At 71.6% G+C, this 20,418-nt stretch carries 15 protein-coding genes and 2 tRNA genes; 7 read left to right on the forward strand and 10 right to left on the reverse strand.

Going from position 1 to position 20,418, the window contains the following annotated elements; translation table 11 throughout:
• Positions 1 to 10 precede the first annotated feature (10 nt).
• Together OO60_RS24985 and OO60_RS24990 are read left to right on the forward strand one after the other, a co-directional pair.
• Positions 11 to 2,029, forward strand: coding sequence for an ATP-binding protein (locus tag OO60_RS24985; protein WP_051767756.1), 2,019 nt, complete (start codon positions 11 to 13; stop codon positions 2,027 to 2,029).
• A gap of 383 nt (positions 2,030 to 2,412) precedes the next feature.
• Entirely contained in the window at positions 2,413 to 2,805 is a 393-nt protein-coding gene (locus OO60_RS24990) for a histone-like nucleoid-structuring protein Lsr2 (RefSeq protein WP_003080708.1), read from the forward strand.
• Positions 2,806 to 3,016: 211 nt separating this feature from the next.
• Here the strand turns inward: OO60_RS24990 and OO60_RS24995 are convergent.
• The 3 genes from OO60_RS24995 to OO60_RS25005 form a co-directional block, all read right to left on the reverse strand.
• Positions 3,017 to 3,092, reverse strand: a tRNA-Glu gene (locus OO60_RS24995).
• A 101-nt stretch (positions 3,093 to 3,193) separates the two neighbouring features.
• A tRNA-Gln gene (locus OO60_RS25000) sits at positions 3,194 to 3,265 on the reverse strand.
• A 49-nt stretch (positions 3,266 to 3,314) separates the two neighbouring features.
• Complete coding sequence (locus tag OO60_RS25005) at positions 3,315 to 4,049, reverse strand: HAD family hydrolase (RefSeq protein WP_003080710.1); 735 nt, start codon at positions 4,047 to 4,049, stop codon at positions 3,315 to 3,317.
• Positions 4,050 to 4,550: 501 nt separating this feature from the next.
• Here OO60_RS25005 and OO60_RS25010 point away from each other — a divergent pair.
• On the forward strand, positions 4,551 to 5,801 hold the full coding sequence (locus tag OO60_RS25010; protein WP_003080714.1) for an FAD-dependent oxidoreductase: 1,251 nt from the start codon (positions 4,551 to 4,553) through the stop codon (positions 5,799 to 5,801).
• Here OO60_RS25010 and OO60_RS25015 read toward each other — a convergent pair.
• From OO60_RS25015 to OO60_RS25040, 6 genes are all read right to left on the reverse strand, one after another.
• The gene (locus OO60_RS25015; protein ID WP_003080716.1) at positions 5,798 to 6,568 is read right to left on the reverse strand and encodes a fumarylacetoacetate hydrolase family protein; all 771 of its coding nucleotides are present in this window, start codon (positions 6,566 to 6,568) and stop codon (positions 5,798 to 5,800) included. The genes OO60_RS25010 and OO60_RS25015 overlap by 4 nt on opposite strands.
• Positions 6,569 to 6,599: 31 nt before the next feature.
• Complete coding sequence (gene cimA, locus OO60_RS25020) at positions 6,600 to 8,204, reverse strand: citramalate synthase (RefSeq protein ID WP_003080719.1); 1,605 nt, start codon at positions 8,202 to 8,204, stop codon at positions 6,600 to 6,602.
• A 363-nt stretch (positions 8,205 to 8,567) separates the two neighbouring features.
• Positions 8,568 to 9,608 (reverse strand): 3-isopropylmalate dehydrogenase, encoded by a 1,041-nt coding sequence (locus OO60_RS25025; RefSeq protein WP_003080722.1) that lies wholly within the window; start codon positions 9,606 to 9,608, stop codon positions 8,568 to 8,570.
• 229 nt (positions 9,609 to 9,837) lie between these two features.
• Positions 9,838 to 13,185 (reverse strand): S8 family serine peptidase, encoded by a 3,348-nt coding sequence (locus OO60_RS25030; protein ID WP_033262179.1) that lies wholly within the window; start codon positions 13,183 to 13,185, stop codon positions 9,838 to 9,840.
• Between the two features lie 232 nt (positions 13,186 to 13,417).
• Complete coding sequence (gene serA / locus OO60_RS25035; protein ID WP_003080728.1) at positions 13,418 to 15,016, reverse strand: phosphoglycerate dehydrogenase; 1,599 nt, start codon at positions 15,014 to 15,016, stop codon at positions 13,418 to 13,420.
• 125 nt (positions 15,017 to 15,141) lie between these two features.
• Positions 15,142 to 15,705, reverse strand: coding sequence for a TetR/AcrR family transcriptional regulator (locus tag OO60_RS25040; protein ID WP_003080732.1), 564 nt, complete (start codon positions 15,703 to 15,705; stop codon positions 15,142 to 15,144).
• A gap of 88 nt (positions 15,706 to 15,793) precedes the next feature.
• On the opposite strand from OO60_RS25040, the gene OO60_RS25045 reads away from it, so the two are divergent.
• The 4 genes from OO60_RS25045 to OO60_RS25060 all read left to right on the forward strand — a co-directional run bounded on the left by OO60_RS25045 (position 15,794) and on the right by OO60_RS25060 (position 20,071).
• On the forward strand, positions 15,794 to 16,693 hold the full coding sequence (locus tag OO60_RS25045; protein WP_003080734.1) for a TIGR03620 family F420-dependent LLM class oxidoreductase: 900 nt from the start codon (positions 15,794 to 15,796) through the stop codon (positions 16,691 to 16,693).
• Complete coding sequence (locus OO60_RS25050; protein WP_003080737.1) at positions 16,690 to 17,502, forward strand: TIGR03620 family F420-dependent LLM class oxidoreductase; 813 nt, start codon at positions 16,690 to 16,692, stop codon at positions 17,500 to 17,502. The genes OO60_RS25045 and OO60_RS25050 overlap by 4 nt, the downstream gene beginning before the upstream one ends.
• 299 nt (positions 17,503 to 17,801) lie before the next feature.
• Positions 17,802 to 19,118 (forward strand): ankyrin repeat domain-containing protein, encoded by a 1,317-nt coding sequence (locus OO60_RS25055; protein WP_003080740.1) that lies wholly within the window; start codon positions 17,802 to 17,804, stop codon positions 19,116 to 19,118.
• A 71-nt stretch (positions 19,119 to 19,189) separates the two neighbouring features.
• Entirely contained in the window at positions 19,190 to 20,071 is an 882-nt protein-coding gene (locus OO60_RS25060; protein WP_003080744.1) for a nuclear transport factor 2 family protein, read from the forward strand.
• Here OO60_RS25060 and OO60_RS25065 read toward each other — a convergent pair.
• Positions 20,068 to 20,346: a DUF397 domain-containing protein gene (locus tag OO60_RS25065; RefSeq protein ID WP_003080747.1), complete on the reverse strand. Its 279-nt coding sequence runs from the start codon at positions 20,344 to 20,346 to the stop codon at positions 20,068 to 20,070. The two genes, OO60_RS25060 and OO60_RS25065, sit on opposite strands and share 4 nt — an antisense overlap.
• Positions 20,347 to 20,418 lie beyond the last annotated feature (72 nt).

Below are 20,418 nucleotides of genomic sequence, written 5' to 3' on the forward strand. Positions count from 1 at the left end.
GGCCCGCCGGGTGCCGCGGCAGCTGCCCCCGCCCCCGCGCCGGTTCAGCGGCCGGGAACGCGAGCTGGCGGAGCTGACGCGGGCGGCCGCCGCCGACGGCGTGGTCGCCGTCTCGGCCATCGGCGGCGCGGGCGGCATCGGCAAGACGTGGCTCGCCCTGCACTGGGCGCACCGGTCCGCGGACGACTTCCCCGACGGGCAGCTGTACGCCGACCTCCGCGGCTTCGACGCGAGCGGTCCCCCGGCGCGGCCCGAGGCGGTGGTCCGGGGGTTCCTCGAGGCGCTGGGCGTTCCGCCGTCGTCGCTGCCGCTGGCGGCCGAGGCGCAGTACGGCCTGTTCCGCAGCCTCACCGAGGGACGCCGGCTGCTGATCGTCCTCGACAACGCCCGCGACACCGGACAGCTCGTCCCGCTGCTGCCGGGCCGGTCGGCGTGCGTGGTGCTGGTGACCAGCCGCAACCGGCTGCCCGGCCTGGTCGCCACGCACGGCGCGGCGACGGTGACCCTCGACGTCCTGGACCCCGCCGACGCCCGGCGGCTGCTGACCCGGCACGTCGGCCGGGCCAGGGCCGACCGCGAAGCCGGGGCCGTCGCCGAGCTGCTGGACCACTGCTCGGGACTGCCGCTGGCGCTCGGCACCGTCGCGGCCCGCGCGACCGGCAACCCCGGCTTTCCGTTGCGGGCGCTGGCGGACGAGCTGCACGACACGACCGCCCGGCTCGACGGCTTCGACGCCGGCGAGCTGAGCGCCAACCTGCGGGCCGTTTTCTCGGCGTCCTACGGCGTCCTGGGCCTCGAGGCCCGACGCCTGTGCGGACTGCTGGGACCGGCACCGGTTCCGGAGCTCGGCGGGCCGGCGGTGGCGGGCCTCGCGGGGTGGCCCGCCGCCAAGGCCGCGAAGGTGCTGCGGGAGCTCGAGAACGCCCACCTCGTCGGGCAGCCCCGGCCCGGCCGGTACCGGATGCACGACCTGATCGGGCTCTACGCCACCGAACGGGCCCGAGCCGACCTCCCGGCCGCCGAACGCGCCGCGGCGCTGGACCGGCTGGCCGACCACTACGTGTTCACCGCGATCGCCGCCGACCGGGTGCTGCGCGAACGCACCGAGGTGGTCGCGCTCGGCCCGCCCGCCGAAGGCTGCGCACCGGAATCGCCGCCGGACATCGGCGCCGCGATGGCCTGGCTGGCCGCCGAGCACGACGCCCTGCTCGCGATCCAGGCCGTGGTGGCCGCGCAGGGCGAGCACCCCCGCGTGTGGCGGCTGGCCCAGGCGCTGGCCCTCTTCCACTGGCGGCGGGGCCTGTTCGCGGAGGACCTGGTTTCCGCGCGGCGCGCCCTCGCCGCCGCGGAAGAGCTGGGCGACGCGGCGGCGACCGCGGTCGTCGCCCGCAACCTGGGCTACGACCTGCTCCGGCTCGGGGACCGCGACGGGGCGGCGGCGCACCTGGAGCGGGCGCGGCGGATCGCCGAAGAGCACGGCTTGACCGAGGCGCTCGCGCACACCTACGGCGTCCTGACGCACCTGGCGGACCTGGGCGACGACCACCGGACAGCCATCGGCTACGCGCTCCAGGCGGCGCGGTTGTTCCGGTCGATCGGCCGCAACGGCGACGAAGCCAATGCGCTGAACGCGATGGGCCGGCACTACGCGATGCTGGGCGAATTCGGGCCGGCGCGGGAGTACTGCACGACGGCACTGGAGATGCTGGTCCGCCGCGGCGATCGCCGGTACGAGGTGTGCGCGCTGCACAGCCTCGGGTACATCGCGAAGAGAACGGGCCGGTACGCGGAGGCGTTGCGCTGCTTCCGCCGTTCCATCCCCGTCCACCACGACATCGGCGACGAATTCGCCGAAGCCAACGCCCAGGTGGACATCGCCGAAGTCCACGCGGCGATGGCGGACCCGGCGGCGGCGGAAACCGCGTGGCGCACCGCGCTCGCGATGTTCGAAACGCAGAACCGGACCGCGGACGCCCGGCGCGTGCGGGCCCGGCTGGCCGCGCTCGGGCAGCGTCCGGCGTTGCGGTGAGGCACCACGCGGCCTCGCCGCACCCTCCACAGCGGACAGACCGGGGTTTTCCGCGGCGAATACCGGATCGGCGATCATCACTCGATGAGGCGAATGTGTGACATTTCGCCGGCCTCCGGCACCGACTACGCCGAACGGCCTCACGGCGTTTCCCCGGAATGCGCAACGGGCCGGATCGCCAATGCCGTCAACGGAAGATCCCGGCCCCGGCCTCGGCGCACGCGGCCGGAAGAACGGCTGATCGTGCGGTTTCCGCCCCGCCGCGCGCGGGCAGGTATTTCCCTTTCCGGCGGCTTTGTGGATACACTCGCCGGGGAGAACGTCGACCATTGTGCACCCGACCTGCCGCACGTTCCTGGACGCATCCACCCGAGGAGCAGTCAATGGCCCAGAAAGTCCTCGTCGAGATCCTGGACGACATCGACGGCAGCGCCGCCGCCCAGACGGTCCAGTTCGGCCTCGACGGCGTCACCTACGAAATCGACCTTTCGGACGAGAACGCCACGGCCCTGCGCGACGAGTTCTCCCGCTACATCGGCGCGGGCCGCCGCATCGGCGGCCGCCGGGCCCGCGCCGCGGCCGCCCGCCCCGCGATGACGACGTCGGACCGCGAGCGCAACCAGCAGATCCGCGCCTGGGCGGGCGCGAACGGCTACGAGATCTCGGAGCGCGGACGCCTCTCGTCCCAGGTGGTCGCCGCCTACGAGCAGGCGCACGCGGCCGGGGACGCGCCGACCCCGCCGAGGCGCTCGTCCCGCAAGAGCGCGGCCGCCTGAGCCGGTCCGGAGCGGCCGGTGACCCCGGCACTCCGGCGTGCCGTTCCGTCCGGGACGGACGCGGGCCTGCGGGCACAGCCGTTCTCCGCGCGCCGGGCGAGCTGGTACCCCGGCCGGGGAAGGAATCTGCGAAGCCGCGATGGGGCGGTGCACCTGCTGGTCAACCGAAAAAGCCCGCCTGACCTGGGTCAGACGGGCTCAGCGGTCTTGCTGGTACCCCCGATGGGATTCGAACCCACGCTACCGGCGTGAGAGGCCGGCGTCCTAGGCCGCTAGACGACGGGGGCTTAGGATCTTCCCTGGTTTCCCAGGGGCTTTTCTGTTTTTCTTGCTGGAGAGAACTTACCAGAGCCGATTTCCCGGCTTGCAGGGGGGTCACTCTCCGCAGCTGGGGTACCAGGACTCGAACCTAGACTAACTGGACCAGAACCAGTCGTGCTGCCAATTACACCATACCCCAGTGAGGTACCGATCCGGCTGGCCGGTTCAGCACCGCACGAGGAGAAATACTAGAGCACGCCGTTCCGGACGGTGAACGCGGGGGTGCCACTGCCGCGCTGGGCGGGGACGCCGATCGTGGCGTACTCCGAAACCAGCAGCTCAGGCAGCTCGGCGAGGCCGGCGACCGTGTGGACGCCCTCGGGGGCGCGCTCGCCGATGCCGTCGCGGTCGAGCCAGACCGCGCCCAGGCCGGCGTCGCGGGCGCCGATCGCGTCCGTGTCCAGTTTGTCGCCGACGTGGACCGCCTGGGCCGGGGCGCAGTCCAGGCCGAGGCACACCGTGTGGAACATCACCGGATCGGGTTTCGCCACCCCCAGTTCGCCCGCGATGGCGACGTGGTCGAAAAACGGCGCCAGGCCCAGGTCGGCGATTTTCCGGCGCTGGTGGGCACCCGAGGCGTTCGTCACGGCGGCGAGGACCAGGCCGGCCGCGCGGAGCCATTCGAGGCACGGGACGACGTCGTCGAACAGCTGCCAGGAGTGGTCGAGCAGTTCTCTTCGGCGCCGCTCGAACGAGTTCACCTGCTCGGCGTCGGCGAGGATGCCGATTTCGGCCAGAAAGCAGTCGGTGCGCCGCTGGTGCATGGTCGGGTAGTCGAGTTCGCCGGCGACGACGAGGGCGACGTGCTCTTCGGTGATGAGGTCCCACAACGGCCACAGGTCGCCCCGGCCGGTGAGGATGTGGAGGCTGCGGCGGATCGCCGCGGTGCAGTCGATGAGGGTGTCGTCGATGTCCAGGCACACCAGCCGCAGCTCGGGGGGCGCCCAGGGCTCGGAGGCCGCCGCGGCGGGCGGGGCGGTTCGCGAAGGGGTCCGGGGTGCCACGGCGAAATCCACCCAGTGAGGCTAGGGCAACCGCCGCGTTCGCGACGCTGCCAAAGAGGTGATTGCCGCTCCCCTGTTCCGGCGCACCGGCTCTACTCCCAGTTGGCGAACCGTCCCCATTCGGTTATCCGGCACCGCGCACCGCCGCTGTCGTCTCCTCCCGTGCCGACCACTCCGGCACGGGAAACCGTTGTCCGGCTTGAGGATTCACTCCGTCCACAAGGGCGCTTCGGCGATCGGCCGCCGTCGCCGCCCGTCCGTGGCGCACCTCCGACCAACTGTCGCGTTTGGACGGTTTCGGTTCACCGGCGGCGCACGCGGCACGCCGTCGCCCGATCAGCGTATCCCCGGTCACACCCCTTGACGCCGGTGCCCGCGAGGTGCATTCTCATCTTATTCAACACGCGATGAATAAGGGAGATGGTCGAGATGACCGAGCGCACGACCTGCGTCGTCATCGGTGGCGGGCCGGCCGGGATGGTCACGGGGTTGCTGCTGGCCCGCGCCGGCGTCGAGGTGACGGTGCTGGAGAAGCACGCCGACTTCCTGCGGGACTTCCGCGGGGACACGGTCCACCCGTCGACGCTGACGCTGCTCGACGAACTGGGTCTCGGCGAGAAGTTCCACGCACTGCCGCACAGCGAGCTGACCGCGGCGGGGTTCCCGCAGGAGAACGGCGAGCTGATGAAGCTGGCCGACTTCACCCGGCTGAAGGTGGCGCACCCGTACATCGCGATGGTCCCGCAGTGGGACTTCCTCGACCTGCTCGCCGAAAGCGCGCGCAAGGAGCCGACGTTCGTCCAGCGGATGGAGACCGAGTGCACCGGGCTGGTGCGCGAGCACGGCCGGGTGGCGGGCATCACCTACCGCACCACCGCCGGCGAGACCGGCGAAATCCGCGCCGACCTGGTGATCGCCGCCGACGGCCGCTGGTCGCTGGCCCGCCGGGAGGCCGGCCTGGTGCCGCGGGAGTACGACTGCCCGTTCGACGTCTGGTGGTTCCGGCTCTCGCGCGGCGAAGGCGAGCAGGGCGGCATGCTGCTGCCGAAGATGCGGGACCGCCGCTTCGCGGTGCCGCTCCCCCGGCCGGACTTCTACCAGGTCGCCTACCTGGCGCCGAAGGGCGAGGACCTGCGCGCCAAGGGCATCGAGGCGTTCCGCGAGAACGTGGCGCAGATCTGCCCCGAGTTCACCGACCGGGTGCACGAGCTGAAGACGATGGACGACGTCAAGTTCCTCGACGTGCGGCTGAACCTGCTGCGCCGGTGGCACGTCGACGGGCTGCTGTGCATCGGCGACGCGGCGCACGCGATGTCGCCGATCGGCGGGGTGGGCATCAACCTGGCGGTGCAGGACGCGGTCGCGGCGGCGACGCTGCTGGCCGAGCCGCTGCGCCGAGGCCGTCCGACGGACGCCGAGCTGGCGAAGGTGCGCTCGCGGCGCCTGGCGCCGACGCTGCTGGTGCAGGGCCTGCAGCGGTTGATGCACCGGACCGTGGTGCGCGGGGTGATGAACGGCAAGCGCAACGGCCCGCCGGCGCCGATGATCAAGGCGTTCGCGCGGTTCCCGGGGCTGTCGTACTTCCCGGCCCGGCTCCTCGGCCTCGGGCTGCGGCCGGAGCACGCTCCGGCGTTCGCCCGGCGGCCGATGGAGCCGGCGACCAGGAGTTAGACCTCTTCGACAGGGTTGGTCAGGGTGCCGATGCCGTCGATGGTGATCGAGACGCTCTGGCCACCCTCGATCGGGCCGACGCCCTCGGGGGTGCCGGTGAGGATGATGTCGCCGGGCAGCAGCGTCATGACGCCGGAGACGAACTCGACCAGCTCGGGGATCTTGTGGACGAGGTCCGAAGTACGGCCGTCCTGCTTGAGTTCGCCGTCGACCTCGCTCCGCAGCGCCAGGTCGGACGCGTCGAGCGACGTCTCGATCCAGGGCCCGATCGGGCAGAAGGTGTCGAAGCCCTTGGCGCGGCCCCACTGGCCGTCGGACTTCTGGAGGTCGCGGGCGCTGACGTCGTTGGCGATCGTGTAGCCGAGGATGACGCTCGCCGCGCGGGCGGCCGGCACGTTCTTGACCGGCTGCCCGATGACGATCGCCAGCTCGCCCTCGAAGTCGACGCGGCCGATGCCCGACGGGCGGCGGATGGCCGCGTGGGGCCCGATGACCGTGGTCGACGGCTTGAGGAACAGCATCGGGTCGCTGGGGACCTCGTTGCCGAACTCGGCCGCGTGCTTGGCGTAGTTGCGGCCGACGGCGATCACCTTCGACGGCAGGATCGGCGCGAGCAGCCGGACGTCGGCCAGCGGCCACCGCTTGCCGGTGAAGTTCGGCTGGCCGAAGGGGTGTTCGGCGATTTCGAGGACCTGGGCGTCGTCGCCGTCGCCTTCGATCGAGGCGAACGCGACACCACCGGGATGAGCAATTCGGGCTAGGCGCACGCAGCAAGTCTACGTGCGCCCGGCCCGTGACTCAGTTCACGGTGGTGCTCTTGTGCACGAGCGCGTCGCACAGGGCCAGCCAGCTGGCCTCGACGATGTTGCCGTGCACGCCGACGGTGGTCCACTCGCGTTCGCCGTCGGTGCTCTCGACCAGCACGCGCGTCACCGCGTCGGTGCCCGGGTGACCCTGCAGGATGCGGACCTTGTAGTCGGCCAGCTCCACACTGTCCAACCAGGACAGGTGCGGCGACAGCGCCTCCCGCAGGGCGGCGTCGAGTGCGTGCACCGGTCCGATGCCCTCGGCGGTGGCGATCACGCGCTCGCCGCCGACGTGCACCTTGACCGTGGCCTCGGCCATCACTTCGCCGCCGGGCCGGTGGTCGAGGACCACGCGGTAGGACTCCAGCGCGAACGGCGCCTCCGCGGGGGCACCGGTTTCCTGACGCAGCAGGAGTTCCAGGGAGGCGTCGGCGGCCTCGAAGGACCAGCCTTCCGCCTCCAGCCGCTTGACCTTGGTGATGGCGCTCGTCAGCGCCTCGGGCCGGCCGGCAAGGTCGACCCCGAGCTCACGTCCCTTGAGCTCGAGGCTGGCCCTGCCGGCCATCTCGGTGACCAGTACCCGCATGTCGTTGCCGACGGAGGATGGATCGATGTGGTTGTACAGCAACGGATCCACCTTGATCGCGCTCGCGTGCAGTCCCGCCTTGTGGGCGAAGGCCGACGCCCCTACGTAGGCCTGGTGGGTGTAGGGGGCGATGTTCGCGATTTCGGCAAGGGCATGGGAGACCCGGGTGAGCTCGGCGGCGCCCCCGGTCGGGAGGACGTCGAGGCCGAGCTTGGTCACCAGGTTTCCCGTCACGGCGAACAGGTCGGCGTTGCCGGCCCGCTCCCCGTAACCGTTGGCGGTGCACTGGACGTGCGTCGCGCCGGCCTGCACCGCGGCGACGGAGTTCGCCACGGCACAGGAAGTGTCGTCCTGACAGTGGATCCCGAGCCGGAACCCGGTCTTTTCCTTGATGCTCCGGACGGTTTCGGCGAGGCCGAGCGGCAGCTGGCCGCCGTTGGTGTCGCAGAGCACGAGGACATCGGCGCCCGCGTGGGCGGCGGCGTCCAGCACCCGGAGGGACGTCTCGGGGGAATACGCGTAGCCGTCGAAGAAGTGTTCGGCGTCGAGGAAGACGCGGCGGCCTTCCTTCGTGAGGAATTCGACGGTGTCCTTGACCATCGCGCAGGCCTCGTCGACGTCGACGCGGAGAGCGCGTTCGATGTGCCTGAGGTCGGATTTGGCGACGAGCGTGACGACGGGTGCTTCGCTGTCGAGGAGGGCCCGCACCTGCGGATCGGCCTCGGCGGTGGTGCCGGCCTTGCGGGTCGCGCCGAAGGCGACGAGGGCGGCGTGCTTCAGCTTCAGCTCGCCCTTCGCGGCGCGGGCGAAGAATTCGGTGTCCTTGGGAAGCGCCCCCGGCCAGCCGCCTTCGATGAACCCGACGCCGAGCTCGTCGAGCAGCCGCGCGACCGCCAGCTTGTCCTGCACCGAGTAGGTGATGCCCTCCCGCTGCGCGCCGTCGCGCAGGGTCGTGTCGTAGAGGTGGAAGGCATCGCCCAGCGGCGTATCGGCGGGCTCCTGGCGGGTCACGGTCTTCTCCTCAGCGTTTCAAGGCAACAAAAAAACCTCCCGCAGGGTGCGAGAGGTTGCGCGCCGGGTGCTCTTGTGGAGCTATCGTCCGGCGCGCTCGGCGATAATGATCGCGAAGCTGGTCACGGTCGCATCATGCCACAGCGTTCGCGGCCGAGTCCAGGAACTGGGCCAAGCTCCCACCATCCGGGAACCACGTAGGCAACCGGGCGCGCCCTCGCCGGCAGTGCCGCGAATGACTCATTCGGGACCTCCGACGTCCCGAATGAGTCATTCGCGACCTCCCGACCCCGGCCAACCCGAGAAGGCGACCCAGCGCACGAAAAAGCCCCGCGCCAGTGCGCGGGGCTTCCTCGGAAAAGCTCAGCCGGCCGTCCGCACGTTGGAAGACACCAGCGCCGCCAGCCGGTCCCCGATCGCCTGGGTGGCCCCCGGCGAAGACTGGTCCCGCGTCGCGAGGTCGAACGCCACCGACGCCTCGATCCGGCGCGCGGCCTCCTTCTGCCCCAAGTGGTCCAGCAGCAGCGCCACCGACAGCACCGCGGCCGTCGGGTCCGCGAGGCCCTGGCCCGCGATGTCCGGCGCCGAACCGTGGACCGGCTCGAACATGCTCGGGTTCCGGCGGGTGATGTCCAGGTTGCCGCTCGCCGCGAGGCCGATGCCGCCGGTCACCGCGGCCGCCAGGTCGGTGATGATGTCGCCGAACAGGTTGTCGGTCACGATGACGTCGAACCGCGAGGGGTCCGTCACCAGGTGGATCGTCGCCGCGTCCACGTGGGAGTAGGCGACCGTCACCTCCGGGTGCTCCAGCGAGACCTCTTCGACGATCCGCGACCACAGCGAACCCGCGTACTCGAGCACGTTGGTCTTGTGCACCAGCGTCAGGTGCTTGCGCGGGCGGGCCTCGGCGCGGTTGAACGCGTCCGCCACCACGCGCCGGATGCCGAACGCCGTGTTGACGCTGACCTCCGTCGCGATCTCGTGCTCGGTGTCCTTGCGCAGCAGGCCACCGGTGCCCGCGTACGGGCCTTCGGTCCCTTCGCGCACGACGACCATGTCGACGTCACCCGCGTCGGCCAGCGGGCCCCGCACGCCCGGGTAGAGCCGCGCCGGGCGCAGGTTGACGTGGTGGTCCATCTCGAACCGCAGGCGCAGCAGCAGGCCGCGCTCCAGGATCCCGCTCGGCACCGTCGGGTCGCCGACCGCGCCCAGCAGGATCGCGTCGTGCTGGCGGAGCTCGCCGAGGACCGACTCCGGGAGCAGCTCACCGGTCGAGTGCCATCGCGCCGCGCCGAGGTCGTAGTTCGTGATCTCCGCCGTCGGTACTACCTCGCCGAGCACCTTCAGCGCCTCGGAGACCACCTCGGGCCCGATCCCGTCACCTGGGATCACCGCGAGCCGCATCCACACACCTCCGTCGACCGGACCACCGGCCGCACCGATGGTCCATCGCAACAAAACGCCAGCAGCCGGAAGGTTACCGGCCGTAGACAAACCGCCGTAGCCGCACCACCCTTATGCCGCATCATCCCGCAGGGTGAGACACCCAATCGGGTGAACGACCGAGGGGCGTCCCCGGCGGAATTCCCCCGGAGACGCCCCTGGTCCTGCACAAACTAGATCTTGCCGGGTCCTAGCGGCGGCCGCCCCCGATCGGCTGACGGTCGTTCCCCGGCCGGGCGTCGTCCACCTTGACCACGTTCGCCCGGTTGCCCGCGGCGTTGTGGTGCTCGATGGCCAGCAGCCCGAGGGCCTTGTCGGCCGCGGCCGAAGCCGCGTTCCGCGTCACGACCAGCGCGGTTCCGGGCTTCGCGACGTAACCCAGCGCGGCGTCGCCGCCGCCCTGCACCGCGTAGCCCGGCGCGAGCGCGTCGAACGACAGCGGCGTGCCGACGTAGTCGATCAGCCCGTTCGTCGTGCCCGGCGCGACGTAGAAGCCGCTGACGCCCACGGTGTAGGAGATCCGGTGGCTGTCGGCGTTCGCGTCGATGCCCAGCGCGGCCAGGGAAACCGGCAGGGTGATCACGTTCGTGTCGAACACGTTGGTGTCCACGTCGCCGAGCTGGCCGTTGACCGCCTGCACGTCCACGGTCGGGAAGCCCGGGGTCAGCGCGACCGTGTTGGCCAGGAGGACGTCGGTGGACGTCGCCTTGGTCACGTAGGTCTCGAAGTCCGGCTGCCCGTCCCCGGTGGTGTCGATGTCGACGAACGGCGAGGTGTTGCTGCCGATGTTCGCCCAGTCACCCCACGTCGACAGACCGAACGCCAGCAGCGCGTTCTCCGGTTCGCCCTGCGCCTTCGCCAGCGGCGCGGTGGACGCCGCCCCGATGTAGCGGAGGTCGCCGCCCTTGGCCGTCTTGTTCAGCGTGCAGTCGGTGACCACGTCCGCGTCGCACTCGGGCAGCTGCGGGGACTCCGCCTGCAGCTCGAGCACGCTGATCAGCGAGCGGTACCGCTGCGCGCCGGCCCCCTGGTCGACGCCCTTGCCGGTCAGGTTGAGCACGGCCTGGGTGGCGTCCGGCGCGAACTTCACCGACGGCGGCGTCGAAATCGTCGACACCGGCTTCGGCGCGGAGTAGACCGAGACCCGCAGCGGCACCTTGGCGCCACTGGTGGGCGTGAAGGCGACGCGCCCGGAGGCGTCCGCGACGAACTGGCGGGCCAGGCCGGCCTGGGTGGCCGCCATGGTCGGGTCCATGACCTTGCGCAGCGCCTTCGGGTCGGTGATCTTCAGCGTCACCTTCACCTTGGCGGTGCCGCGCGGGGTCAGCTTCACCGACTGCTTGTCCACTGTGTACTCGACACCCGGCAGGGCATTGACCGCCTGGTAGGCGACGGTGTACTCGGCGGGCGTGACGCCCTTGTTGACGAGCTTGATCGTCTTCGACAGCGTCACCGGGCCGGATGCCTCGACCGTACCGAAGCTGACGCTGACCGCGCCCGGGTCGTCCTGCACGTAGGCGAGCACCTGGTTGTCCAGCGCCGCCTTGGCGTCGATCCGGCCGCTGCCGACGCGCTGCGGTGCGTAGGTGTGGCCGGCGCCGTCGGAGACGTCGTGGCCGGCGGTGTCGATGACCGACGCCTTGACCTCTTCGACCGACCAGTCGGGGTGCGACTGGCGGACCAGCGCGGTGATGCCCGTGGTGTGCGGGGCGGCCATCGACGTGCCGGACAGCACGGTCCGGCCGTTGCCGCTGCCGCGGAACGCCGAGGTGATCGTGTCACCGGGGGCGGCGACGTCCGGCTTGACGGCCGGGCCGCGGGTGCCGCGCGAGGTGAACGAGCTCGGGGTGTCCACGATCGTCTTGTCGTAGGTCTGGATCGACGCGCGGCCGGCGCCGTAGAGCCGGACCTGCAGGGTGCCCGCGGCCAGCGCCGCGCGCAGCGTCTTCGTGGCGGAGCCGGTGAACTGGAACATCGGGATCGCCGCGTTGCCCGCGATGCCGGCGCTGAAGTGCTCCAAAGTGGACGACAGCAGCGCGCCCTTCGCCCCGGCGGCCTGCGCGTTGTTGGCGCGCGCGGCCGACCCGCAGGCGCGGGTCGAGTCGTTGTCGTCCCATTCCAGCCAGACGAACTTGCCGGCGGCCTTCGCCTTGTCCTCGGCGGAGTACGGCGCGCAGCCCGCGGCGTTCGACGCGGACAGCGCGACGACCGGCGCGGTCACGTCGAGGGTGTCGTAGCCGGTGTAGTTCTGGCTGTACTGCCCGGTCTTCTGGCCCGCGGTGGGGGCCTTGACCTCGGCGGCGTCGCGCAGGACGCCCGCGTCGCGCGTGCTGGCGACGGTGAGCGCCTCGGGCGTGTTGCCCGGGGAGCCGGCGATGTCGTTGATGTCGCCGCCGTTGCCCGCGGAGATCACCGGGAGCACGTTGTTCGCGGCGAGCTTGCGCACGAACAGCGAGTCCGGGTCGTCCGGCGCGCCGAAGTCGGAGCCGAGCGAGAGGTTGACGACGTCGAGGTGGTCGGTGAAGTCGCCGTCGCCGTCCGGGTCGAGCGCCCAGTCCAGCGCCTGCGAGGTGACGTTCGTCGAGCCCGTGCAGCCGAACACCTTGATGGCGTAGAGGAGCGACTTCGGCGCCGTGCCCGGGCCGATCTGCATCGCGTCGACCTTCTTGCCGTCGAGCTTCTTGTAGTCGCCCTTGAAGGTCCTGCCGTCGGCGGTGACGCCGAAGCCGCCGATGGTGCCGGCGACGTGCGTGCCGTGCTCCCCGCAGGCCAGCGGGTTCGGGTCCGGCTTCGGGGTGGCCTTGGCGGCCGTCGCGGCGTCGTAGTCGTCGCCGACGAGGTCGGTGCCGCCGACGACCTTGGCGCTCGGGAAGAGCGGGGTCGGCTTGGTGGAATCGACGCTCTTGTAGGCGGCCTGCGTGCCGGGACCGCCGAAGTCGGCGTGGGTGTAGTCGATGCCGTCGTCGATGACGCCGACGCGGACACCGTCGCCGAACTTCCCGGTCTGCTGCCAGGCGGCGAGGGTGTTGGTGAGCTGCTCGGCGCTGGCGTTGGTGCGCGTCTTCGGCACGACCGTGCGCACCGCGACGACGTCCGCCCGCTTCGCGACGTCACGCAGCTTCGCGGCGTCGGCGGTGACGACCACACCGGGAACGGCGTTGGCGGTCTGCGTGACGACCTGCGGCTTGGCATCGGCCGCGCGCAGCTGGCCCACGACCGAGTTCACCGCGGCCGCGGTGTCGTCCTTCGCGGCACGGGCGGCGCGCTTGGCGGCTTCCTTGCCCTGGGGCTGCGCGGAGGTGAACGCGTCGACGGCCGGCTTCTTGGCCAGCTCGACGAACGCGGTGACCCGGCCCTGCGCGGCCCCCAGCCGCGGCGACAGCTTGCCCTGCAGCTTCGCGTCGTCGATCTTCGCCGGCGCGACGCCGTCGGCGAGCGGAGCATCGGCTGCGCTCGCGACCGGCGCCCCGAGCGCGGCGGCCAGAACGACGGCGAAGGCCGCCGTCGTGGCGCGCGCGGGGAGGCGGGATCTGCTCATGAGTCGGCCCCTTACCCGAGGTCTGGACCCGAACCTGCCGTCCGCTCCGGAACACCCCCGACGGTGGAAGCGCGGCACAGCGCCGTGCCCTCGACGGCGCGTGGTTCAACCTCGCGGGGAGAACCTAATGCCCCAAAACACCTACTTACGTAGGCAAAGGACTCCGTTATGTAGTTGTGATTGCGCGCGAAGACCCCCTGCCGGGTGACAGGGGGTCTTCGAAAGGGTTACGTCAGTTGAAATCCACCGCACGGATCGTGTGCGCCCCGACCGCAGCCCCGATCGGCTCCAGCAGGTGCGCGTCGATGTGGCGGTCGACGCGCAGCAGCATCACCGCGTCCGAGCCGTCCGTCGTCTGGCTGATCTGCGCGGCCTCGATGTTGATGCCCGCTTCGCCGAGCAGCGTCCCGACGCGGCCCATCACGCCCGGGCGGTCCGGGTACTCGACCAGCAGCACCGTGCCCTCGGCGCGCAGGTCGAAGCCGCGGCCGTTGACCTCGACCAGCTTCTCGACCTCGTCCTTGCCGGTGACCGAACCGGACACCGTCAGGGCCTGGCCGTCGGCGTGCACCGCGCGCACCGTGACCAGGCTGCGGAACTTGGGGCTCTCCGGCTCGGTCGTCAGCTCGACCTGGACGCCCAGCTTCTCCGCCAGCTGCGGCGCGTTGACGAACGTGACCTGGTCCTCGACCACGCCGGTGAACACCCCGCGCAGCGCCGCCAGCTGCAGCACCCCGGTGTCCTCGTTCGAGATCTCGCCCTTGACCTGCACCGTCACCGACGTCGGCGACGTCGGGTTGAGCGCGGTCAGCAACTGGCCGAGCTTCTGCACCAGCGACAGGTACGGCCGGACGTGCTCGCCCACCGCGCCGCCGCCGGAGACGTTCACCGCGTCCGGGACGAAGTCGCCGCGCAGCGCCAGCAGCACCGACTTCGCGACGTCGGTGCCCGCGCGGTCCTGCGCCTCGGCCGTCGATGCGCCCAGGTGCGGCGTCACGACGACGTTCTCCAGCTCGAACAGCGGGCTGGACGTGGTCGGCTCGGAGACGAAGACGTCCACGCCGGCGCCGCCGACGTGGCCCGAACGCAGCGCGTCGGCCAGGTCCTGCTCGACGATCAGGCCGCCGCGGGCCGCGTTCACGATGATGACGCCCGGCTTGGTCTTCTTCAGCGCCTCGGCGTCGATGAGGCCCTTGGTCTCCGGCGTCTTCGGCAGGTGGATGGAGATCGCGTCGGCGCGGGTCAGCAGCTCGTCGAGGGTGACGAGCTCGATGCCGAGCTGCGCGGCGCGCGCGGCCGACACGTAGGGGTCGTAGGCGATGAGCTTCGTGTCGAAGGCGGCGAGGCGCTGGGCGAACAGCTGGCCGATCTTGCCGAGGCCGACGACACCGATCGTCTTGCCCTGGAGTTCGACGCCGGAGAACGAGCTGCGCTTCCACTCGCCGCCGCGGAGGCTCTGGTCGGCGGCCGGGACCCGGCGCGCGACCGACAGCAGCAGCGCGACGGCGTGCTCGGCGGCGGAGACGATGTTCGACGTCGGCGCGTTGACGACCAGGACGCCGCGCTCGGTCGCGGCGGGCACCTCGACGTTGTCGAGGCCGACCCCCGCGCGGGCGACGACCTTCAGCTGCGTGGTGGCCGCGAAGACTTCGGCGTTCACCTGGGTGGCGGAGCGGACCAGGAGCGCGTCGGCGCTCTTCACCGCCTCGAGCAGCGCGGACCGGTCCGTGCCGTCGACGTGCCGGACCTCCACCTCGTCACCGAAGACGCTCAGCACGGAGGGGGCGAGCTTCTCCGCGATGAGGACGACGGGCTTATTGGGCTTGCTCACGATGCGGCTCCCACTATCTGGTCATTTCCAGGACGCTCTGTGTCGACAAACGGTCTCAGCACGTCGTTGTGCCCCGGTCGTGGCGGAGTTTAACGCGCGGCCCGGGCCCGTGGCGTCTTCTGGTGTTAACTTGCGCGCAATCCCTCGAAAACAAGAGCCAGCAGCCGCTGCATGCCCCCTTCGCCGGGCAGGTGGCCACCCGCCCAGGATGCTGCGTGCAGCAACAGAAGCAGCTCGTGCGCCGTGACGTCCTCGCGCAGCTCGCCCGCCCGCTTCGCGCGTTCCACCAGCTGGGAACCGACCTCGCGCATCGCGTGGCACGACTCGTACAACCGGGACGTTTCGTCGTTCAGCGCGTCGGCGGTGAGCTCGACCAGGCCGCGGAAGGTGCCGGTCGCGTCGCCGAGCCCGGCGAGCCACGTGTGCAGGGCGTTCAGCGGCTCGGGGTGGGCGAGCAGTTCGCGGGCCCGCTCGGCCTGCGCGTCGAAGCGGGCGCGCAAGAGCGTCTCGAGCAGCGCGTCCCGGGTCGGGAAATGCCGGTACAGCGTGCCGATGCCGACGCCGGCGCGCCGCGCGATCTCTTCCAGTGACGCCTCGACGCCGTGTTCGGCGAAGGCGCGCTGAGCCTCTTCGAGGAGGCGCTCGTAGTTGCGGCGGGCGTCCGCGCGCATCGGTTTGACGTCGGTCATCGCACTGCCGAGCCTACCCGCTAGCCAATCGGAGGCAACCTCCGTATATTAACCGGAGGCAGCCTCACATTACTGGAGGGAACTGGGGATGACCTTGATCGAAGACACGCGGGCCCGGCTCGGCGCGATCGGCGCGTGGTTGCCGAGCGCACCTCTGCAACCGCCCCCGGCGGTCGAACGCACGGCGACGCGGCGCCTCGCCGACGCCGGCTACCGCTCGGTCTGGAGCGGCGAAGGACCCGGCACCCGGGAGGTGTTCGCCCACTTCGGCGACCTCCTGGCCACGGTGCCGGACGTCGTGCTCGGCACCGGCATCGCGAACCTGTGGGCCCGGCGCGGGGCGACCGCGCAGAAGGGCGGCGCGACGCTCGCCCATGCCCACCCGGGCCGGTTCGTGCTCGGCATCGGCGCCGGGCACGCGTTCCAGGCCACGAAGCTCGGCGAGGAGTACCGGCCCCTCGACCGGATGCGCACCTATCTGTCCGAAATGGACGCCACGGAAGCCGAAAACCCTTCGCCGGTGGCGTTTCCGCGGGTGCTGGCCGCCGTCGGGCCGAAGATGCTGGCCCTCTCCCGCGACCTCGCGGACGGCGCGCACCCCTTCGCCCAGCCGGTTTCGCACACGCCGTACGCCCGGGAAATCCTCGGGCCGGACAAGCTGCTGATCCCGCAGCAGACCGTCCTGCTCGGCAGCCGCGAGGACGCCCGCGAGAGCGTCCGGCGCCGGGTGGCGCAGTCACGCGAATACTCCGTCACCGTTTACCTCGCAGGCTGGAAACGGCTCGGGTACACCGAAGCCGACATCGCCGGGCCGAGCGACCGGTTCGTCGACGACCTGGTTCTCTGGGGCGACGCGGCGACCATCGCGAAACGCCTCGGCGAAGTGCTCGACGCGGGCGCGGACCACGTCCTGCTGACGCCGTCCGCCCCTTCGTTCGAGTCCACTGTGGACGCGCTGGCCGAGCTGGCGCCGGCGGTGGTCCGATGAGCGTCGGGATCTGGCGGTTCTTCGACGGCGCCCCGATCGGCGAGCTCCGCGAAACGGCCGCCGAGGTCGAGGAACTCGGCTTCGACGCGCTGTGGTTCGGCGAGTTCGGCGGCCGCGAGGCGTTCACCCAGGCGGCGCTGCTGCTCGCGGCGACGTCCCGGCTCACGATCGCCACCGGCGTCGCCCGGTTCGACCAGCGCTCCCCGCTCGCGGCGGAAGGCGCGATCCGCGCGCTGGGCGAGGCGTACCCCGGCCGATTCGTCGCCGGGCTGGGCGGGCACCGGCCGGGCACGCGGCCGCTGACCGCGTTGCGCGAGTACCTCGACGGGATGGACGCGGCCGAGCTGCCGGGCCTGCCCCCGCCGACACCCCGCCCCCGGCGGGTGCTCGCCGCGCTGGGCCCGAAGCTCCTGGACCTGGCGGCCGAACGCGCCGACGGCGCCCACCCGTACTTCGTCCCGCCGGAGCACACGGCGATGGCCCGCGAACGCCTCGGCCCCGGCAAGTACCTCGCCGTCGAGCAGGCGGTGCTCCTCGAGCCGGCCCCCGAGGCGGCCCGGGAGCACGTGGGCCTCTACGTCCGGCAGGCGGTGCACCACCAGCAGAACCTGCGCCGCCTCGGCTTCACCGACGCCGACCTGGCCGGCGGCGGCAGCGACCGCCTGGTCGACGCCATCGTCGCGACCGGCGAACAGGCGATCGCGGACCGCATCCAGGCCCACCTCGACGCGGGCGCCGACCACGTCTGCCTCCAGGTCCTGTCCCGCACCCCCGACTCCTACCCCCGCCTGGCCGCCCTCCTCCCTTGACCGGAACGGACGACACGCGCACCGGCACGGACGACACGCGCACCGGGATGGACGACACGGCTGCCCGACCAGGCGGCGACCGTGTCGTCCGGCCAGGTACGCGTGTCGTCCATCTGCGTACGCGTGTCGTCCGGCCGGGTACGCGTGTCGTCCGTCGGGGTAGGGTGGCGGGGCGCGGTGCGGGCCGCGTCCCGTCCGCGGAAAGGGCCGAGCCCACCCCCGTTTCACCGCACCACCAGCTCCGCACCTTCTTCCTGCCCGGTGCCGGCGGACCACGGGCGACGAGGGAAGGAGGCACCATGGGCGTGCTGCCCGCCAAACCCAGCCTGGACCAGCTGCGCAAACGCGCGAAGGACCTCGCGCGCGCCGAAGGCGTCAAACTCGCCGAAGCGCAGTTCCGCATCGCGCGGGACCACGGGTTCCCGAGCTGGCCGAAGCTGCAGGCCTACGTCCGCCGCGTCACCGAGCACGGCGAAACCCTGCAGCACCCGTACCACCAGGACGCCGGCTACTACGCCGAACGCGCGCTCGGGCTGCTCGCCTCGGCCGAGGACGACACCCCCGGCGCGAAAGAGCCGTTCGACCGCTGGGGGCAGCCTCTCACCCGCGACGGCGCCCGCACGGTCGTCGCCCGGGAACACGGTTTCGTTTCCTGGAAAGCACTCCGCGAGCACGTCAAGTCGCTTGTGGACAGTGGCGAGCCGTTCGCCCGCGCCTACCGGGCGATCGAAGCGCGGGACCCGGAGCTGCTCGAAACGCTGCTCGGCGAGTTCCCCGGCCTCGTCGGCGCCCGCGGCACCAACGGCAACGACCTGCTCGGCATGGCGGGCGCGACGCACGACGAGCGGCTCAGCCGCATCCTCCTCGACCACGGCGCCGACCCCGCCCGCGGCAACGTCCACGGCTGGACACCCCTGCACCAGGCGGCCTACAGCAACCTGCCCCTCCTGCTCGACTTGCTCCTGCAGCACGGCGCACCCGTCGACGTCTCCGCCCGGGGCGACGGCGGCACACCCCTGGTCGTCGCCCTGTTCTGGGGCCACCGGGAAGCCGCGGAAAAGCTGGCGGAACACAGCCACGCGCCGGGCAACCTGCGGGTCGCGGCCGGGCTCGGCCACCTCGACGCCGTCGAGGAGCTCCTGACCTCGGGCCGCGGCGGCGTCCACCGGGGTTTTTACCGTCCCCACAGCGGTTTCCCGGCCTGGCACCCGGCCGACGACCCCGCCGAAGTCAGGGACGAAGCCCTCGCCTGGGCGGCGCGCAACGACCGCACCGACGCACTCAGGACCCTCGTCGAACGCGGAGCCGACGTGAACGCCGACGTCTACCGCGGCACCGCGCTTGCCTGGGCGGCGGCGCAGGGCAGGCTCGCTGCCGTCCGGACGCTCCTCGACCTCGGCGCCGACGTGAACTTCCGCGGCACGTTCGGCGGCCCGAACCACGGCGAAGGCGTCACGGCCCTGCACCTGGCCGCGCAGTCCGGCCACCTCGACGTCATCCGCACCCTCGTCGAAAACGGCGCCGACCCCGCCGCGCGGGACGCCATCTTCGACGGCACCCCGGAGAAGTGGGCGGAGGTGTGCGGGCAGCCGGCCGCGCGGGACCTGCTGCGGTAGACAAGCGGAGTCTGTAGTCCGTATCTTCGGAGGCGGACTACAGACTCCGTTTTGCCCACTGGGAGGATCTTGTGAACTCACCTCGCGATGTCTTCGCCGCGTTGTCCGACGGGATCAGCGAAGGACGCTTCAGCGAGCTGTCGGCGCTCTACGCCGAAGACGTCGTCGTCGAACACCCGCAAGCCGTGCCGCGGCCGACTCGCCTCCACGGCCGCGCCGCGGTCCACGAGCGGTTCACCAGCGCCCTCGCCGGGGCGCTGCGGCTCAACCGCAAGAACGTCGTCGTCCACGAAACGACCGACCCCGAAGTGATTGTCGCCGAATACGACTACGACGCCGAGTCGGTGGCGACCGGCCGCACCATCCCGGCGGCCAACATCCAGGTGCTGCGCATCCGCGACGGCCTGATCGTCCATTCCCGCGACTACCACGACTACCTGCGGCTGGCGGTCATCCGCGACGGCGTCGACCAGCTGGTCAAGGCCTACGAGCAGGCGCCGCCGCGCGATTTGTCGCCGATCGGACCACGGACGTCGAGCGACCCGGCGAGCCGCCGCGGGGTGTTCGAGCGGCTCGTCCACGGCGTGTGCGACAAGGTCGGCCCGGACCTGGCCGAGCTCTACGCCGAGCCGACGCACGTGACGCACCCGTTCCAGCCGGGCTCGGCCGTCGTCCGCACGCGCGAGGAGCTGCGGGCGCATTTCGGGCAAGCAGCGGCCATGGGCGTCGACTTCGAGATCGCCGACCTGGTCACCTACGAAGGCACCGACCCCGAGGTGCTGATCGCCGAGTTCGCCTACCAGGGCGAGTACGGCGGGCGGCCGGTCCGGATCGCCAACATCTTCGCCATGCGGATCCGCGACGGCCTGGTCGTCGAATCCCGCGACTACGGCGACCACCTCGGCATCGCCGGCGACCTCGGCACGATCCCCGAGCTGGCCGCGAAGCTCTAAGCCTGGGCGAGGTCCTCGGGCAGGTCGAACTCGCCGTCGCGGACGCCCTTGACGAACGCGTCCCACTCCCCCGGCGTGAAGACGAGGGTCACGCCGTCCGGCTTCGCCGACTGCCGCATCGCGGTGTAGGTGACGCCGTCGGTGTGCTCGATGAAGGCGTACTCGACGCAGTCGTCGAGGGTGACGCCTTCGGGCTCGGCCCGGATCCACTCGGCCTTCGTGAAGTCGAGGTGGTGCCGGATGTGCGCCTTGTCGTCGACCGGCTGATCACTCATGTCACCAGCGTAGCGACCCGGGCACCGAACGCACCGAAGGGGACGCCCGCGACGGGCGTCCCCTTCGGCGTC

Source organism: Amycolatopsis vancoresmycina (genome assembly GCF_000716785.1).
GTDB classification, from domain to species: Bacteria; Actinomycetota; Actinomycetes; order Mycobacteriales; family Pseudonocardiaceae; genus Amycolatopsis; species Amycolatopsis vancoresmycina.

What these genes read in the sequence shown, in the direction of transcription:
- OO60_RS24990 (WP_003080708.1), top strand. Translation starts at nt 2,413, where the DNA reads ATGGCCCAGAAAGTCCTCGTCGAGATCCTGGACGACATCGACGGCAGC.
- OO60_RS25010 (WP_003080714.1), top strand. Translation starts at nt 4,551, where the DNA reads ATGGTCGAGATGACCGAGCGCACGACCTGCGTCGTCATCGGTGGCGGG.
- OO60_RS25025 (WP_003080722.1), bottom strand. Translation starts at nt 9,608, where the DNA reads ATGCGGCTCGCGGTGATCCCAGGTGACGGGATCGGGCCCGAGGTGGTC.
- OO60_RS25030 (WP_033262179.1), bottom strand. Translation starts at nt 13,185, where the DNA reads ATGAGCAGATCCCGCCTCCCCGCGCGCGCCACGACGGCGGCCTTCGCC.
- OO60_RS25040 (WP_003080732.1), bottom strand. Translation starts at nt 15,705, where the DNA reads ATGACCGACGTCAAACCGATGCGCGCGGACGCCCGCCGCAACTACGAG.
- OO60_RS25045 (WP_003080734.1), top strand. Translation starts at nt 15,794, where the DNA reads ATGACCTTGATCGAAGACACGCGGGCCCGGCTCGGCGCGATCGGCGCG.
- OO60_RS25050 (WP_003080737.1), top strand. Translation starts at nt 16,690, where the DNA reads ATGAGCGTCGGGATCTGGCGGTTCTTCGACGGCGCCCCGATCGGCGAG.
- OO60_RS25055 (WP_003080740.1), top strand. Translation starts at nt 17,802, where the DNA reads ATGGGCGTGCTGCCCGCCAAACCCAGCCTGGACCAGCTGCGCAAACGC.
- OO60_RS25065 (WP_003080747.1), bottom strand. Translation starts at nt 20,346, where the DNA reads ATGAGTGATCAGCCGGTCGACGACAAGGCGCACATCCGGCACCACCTC.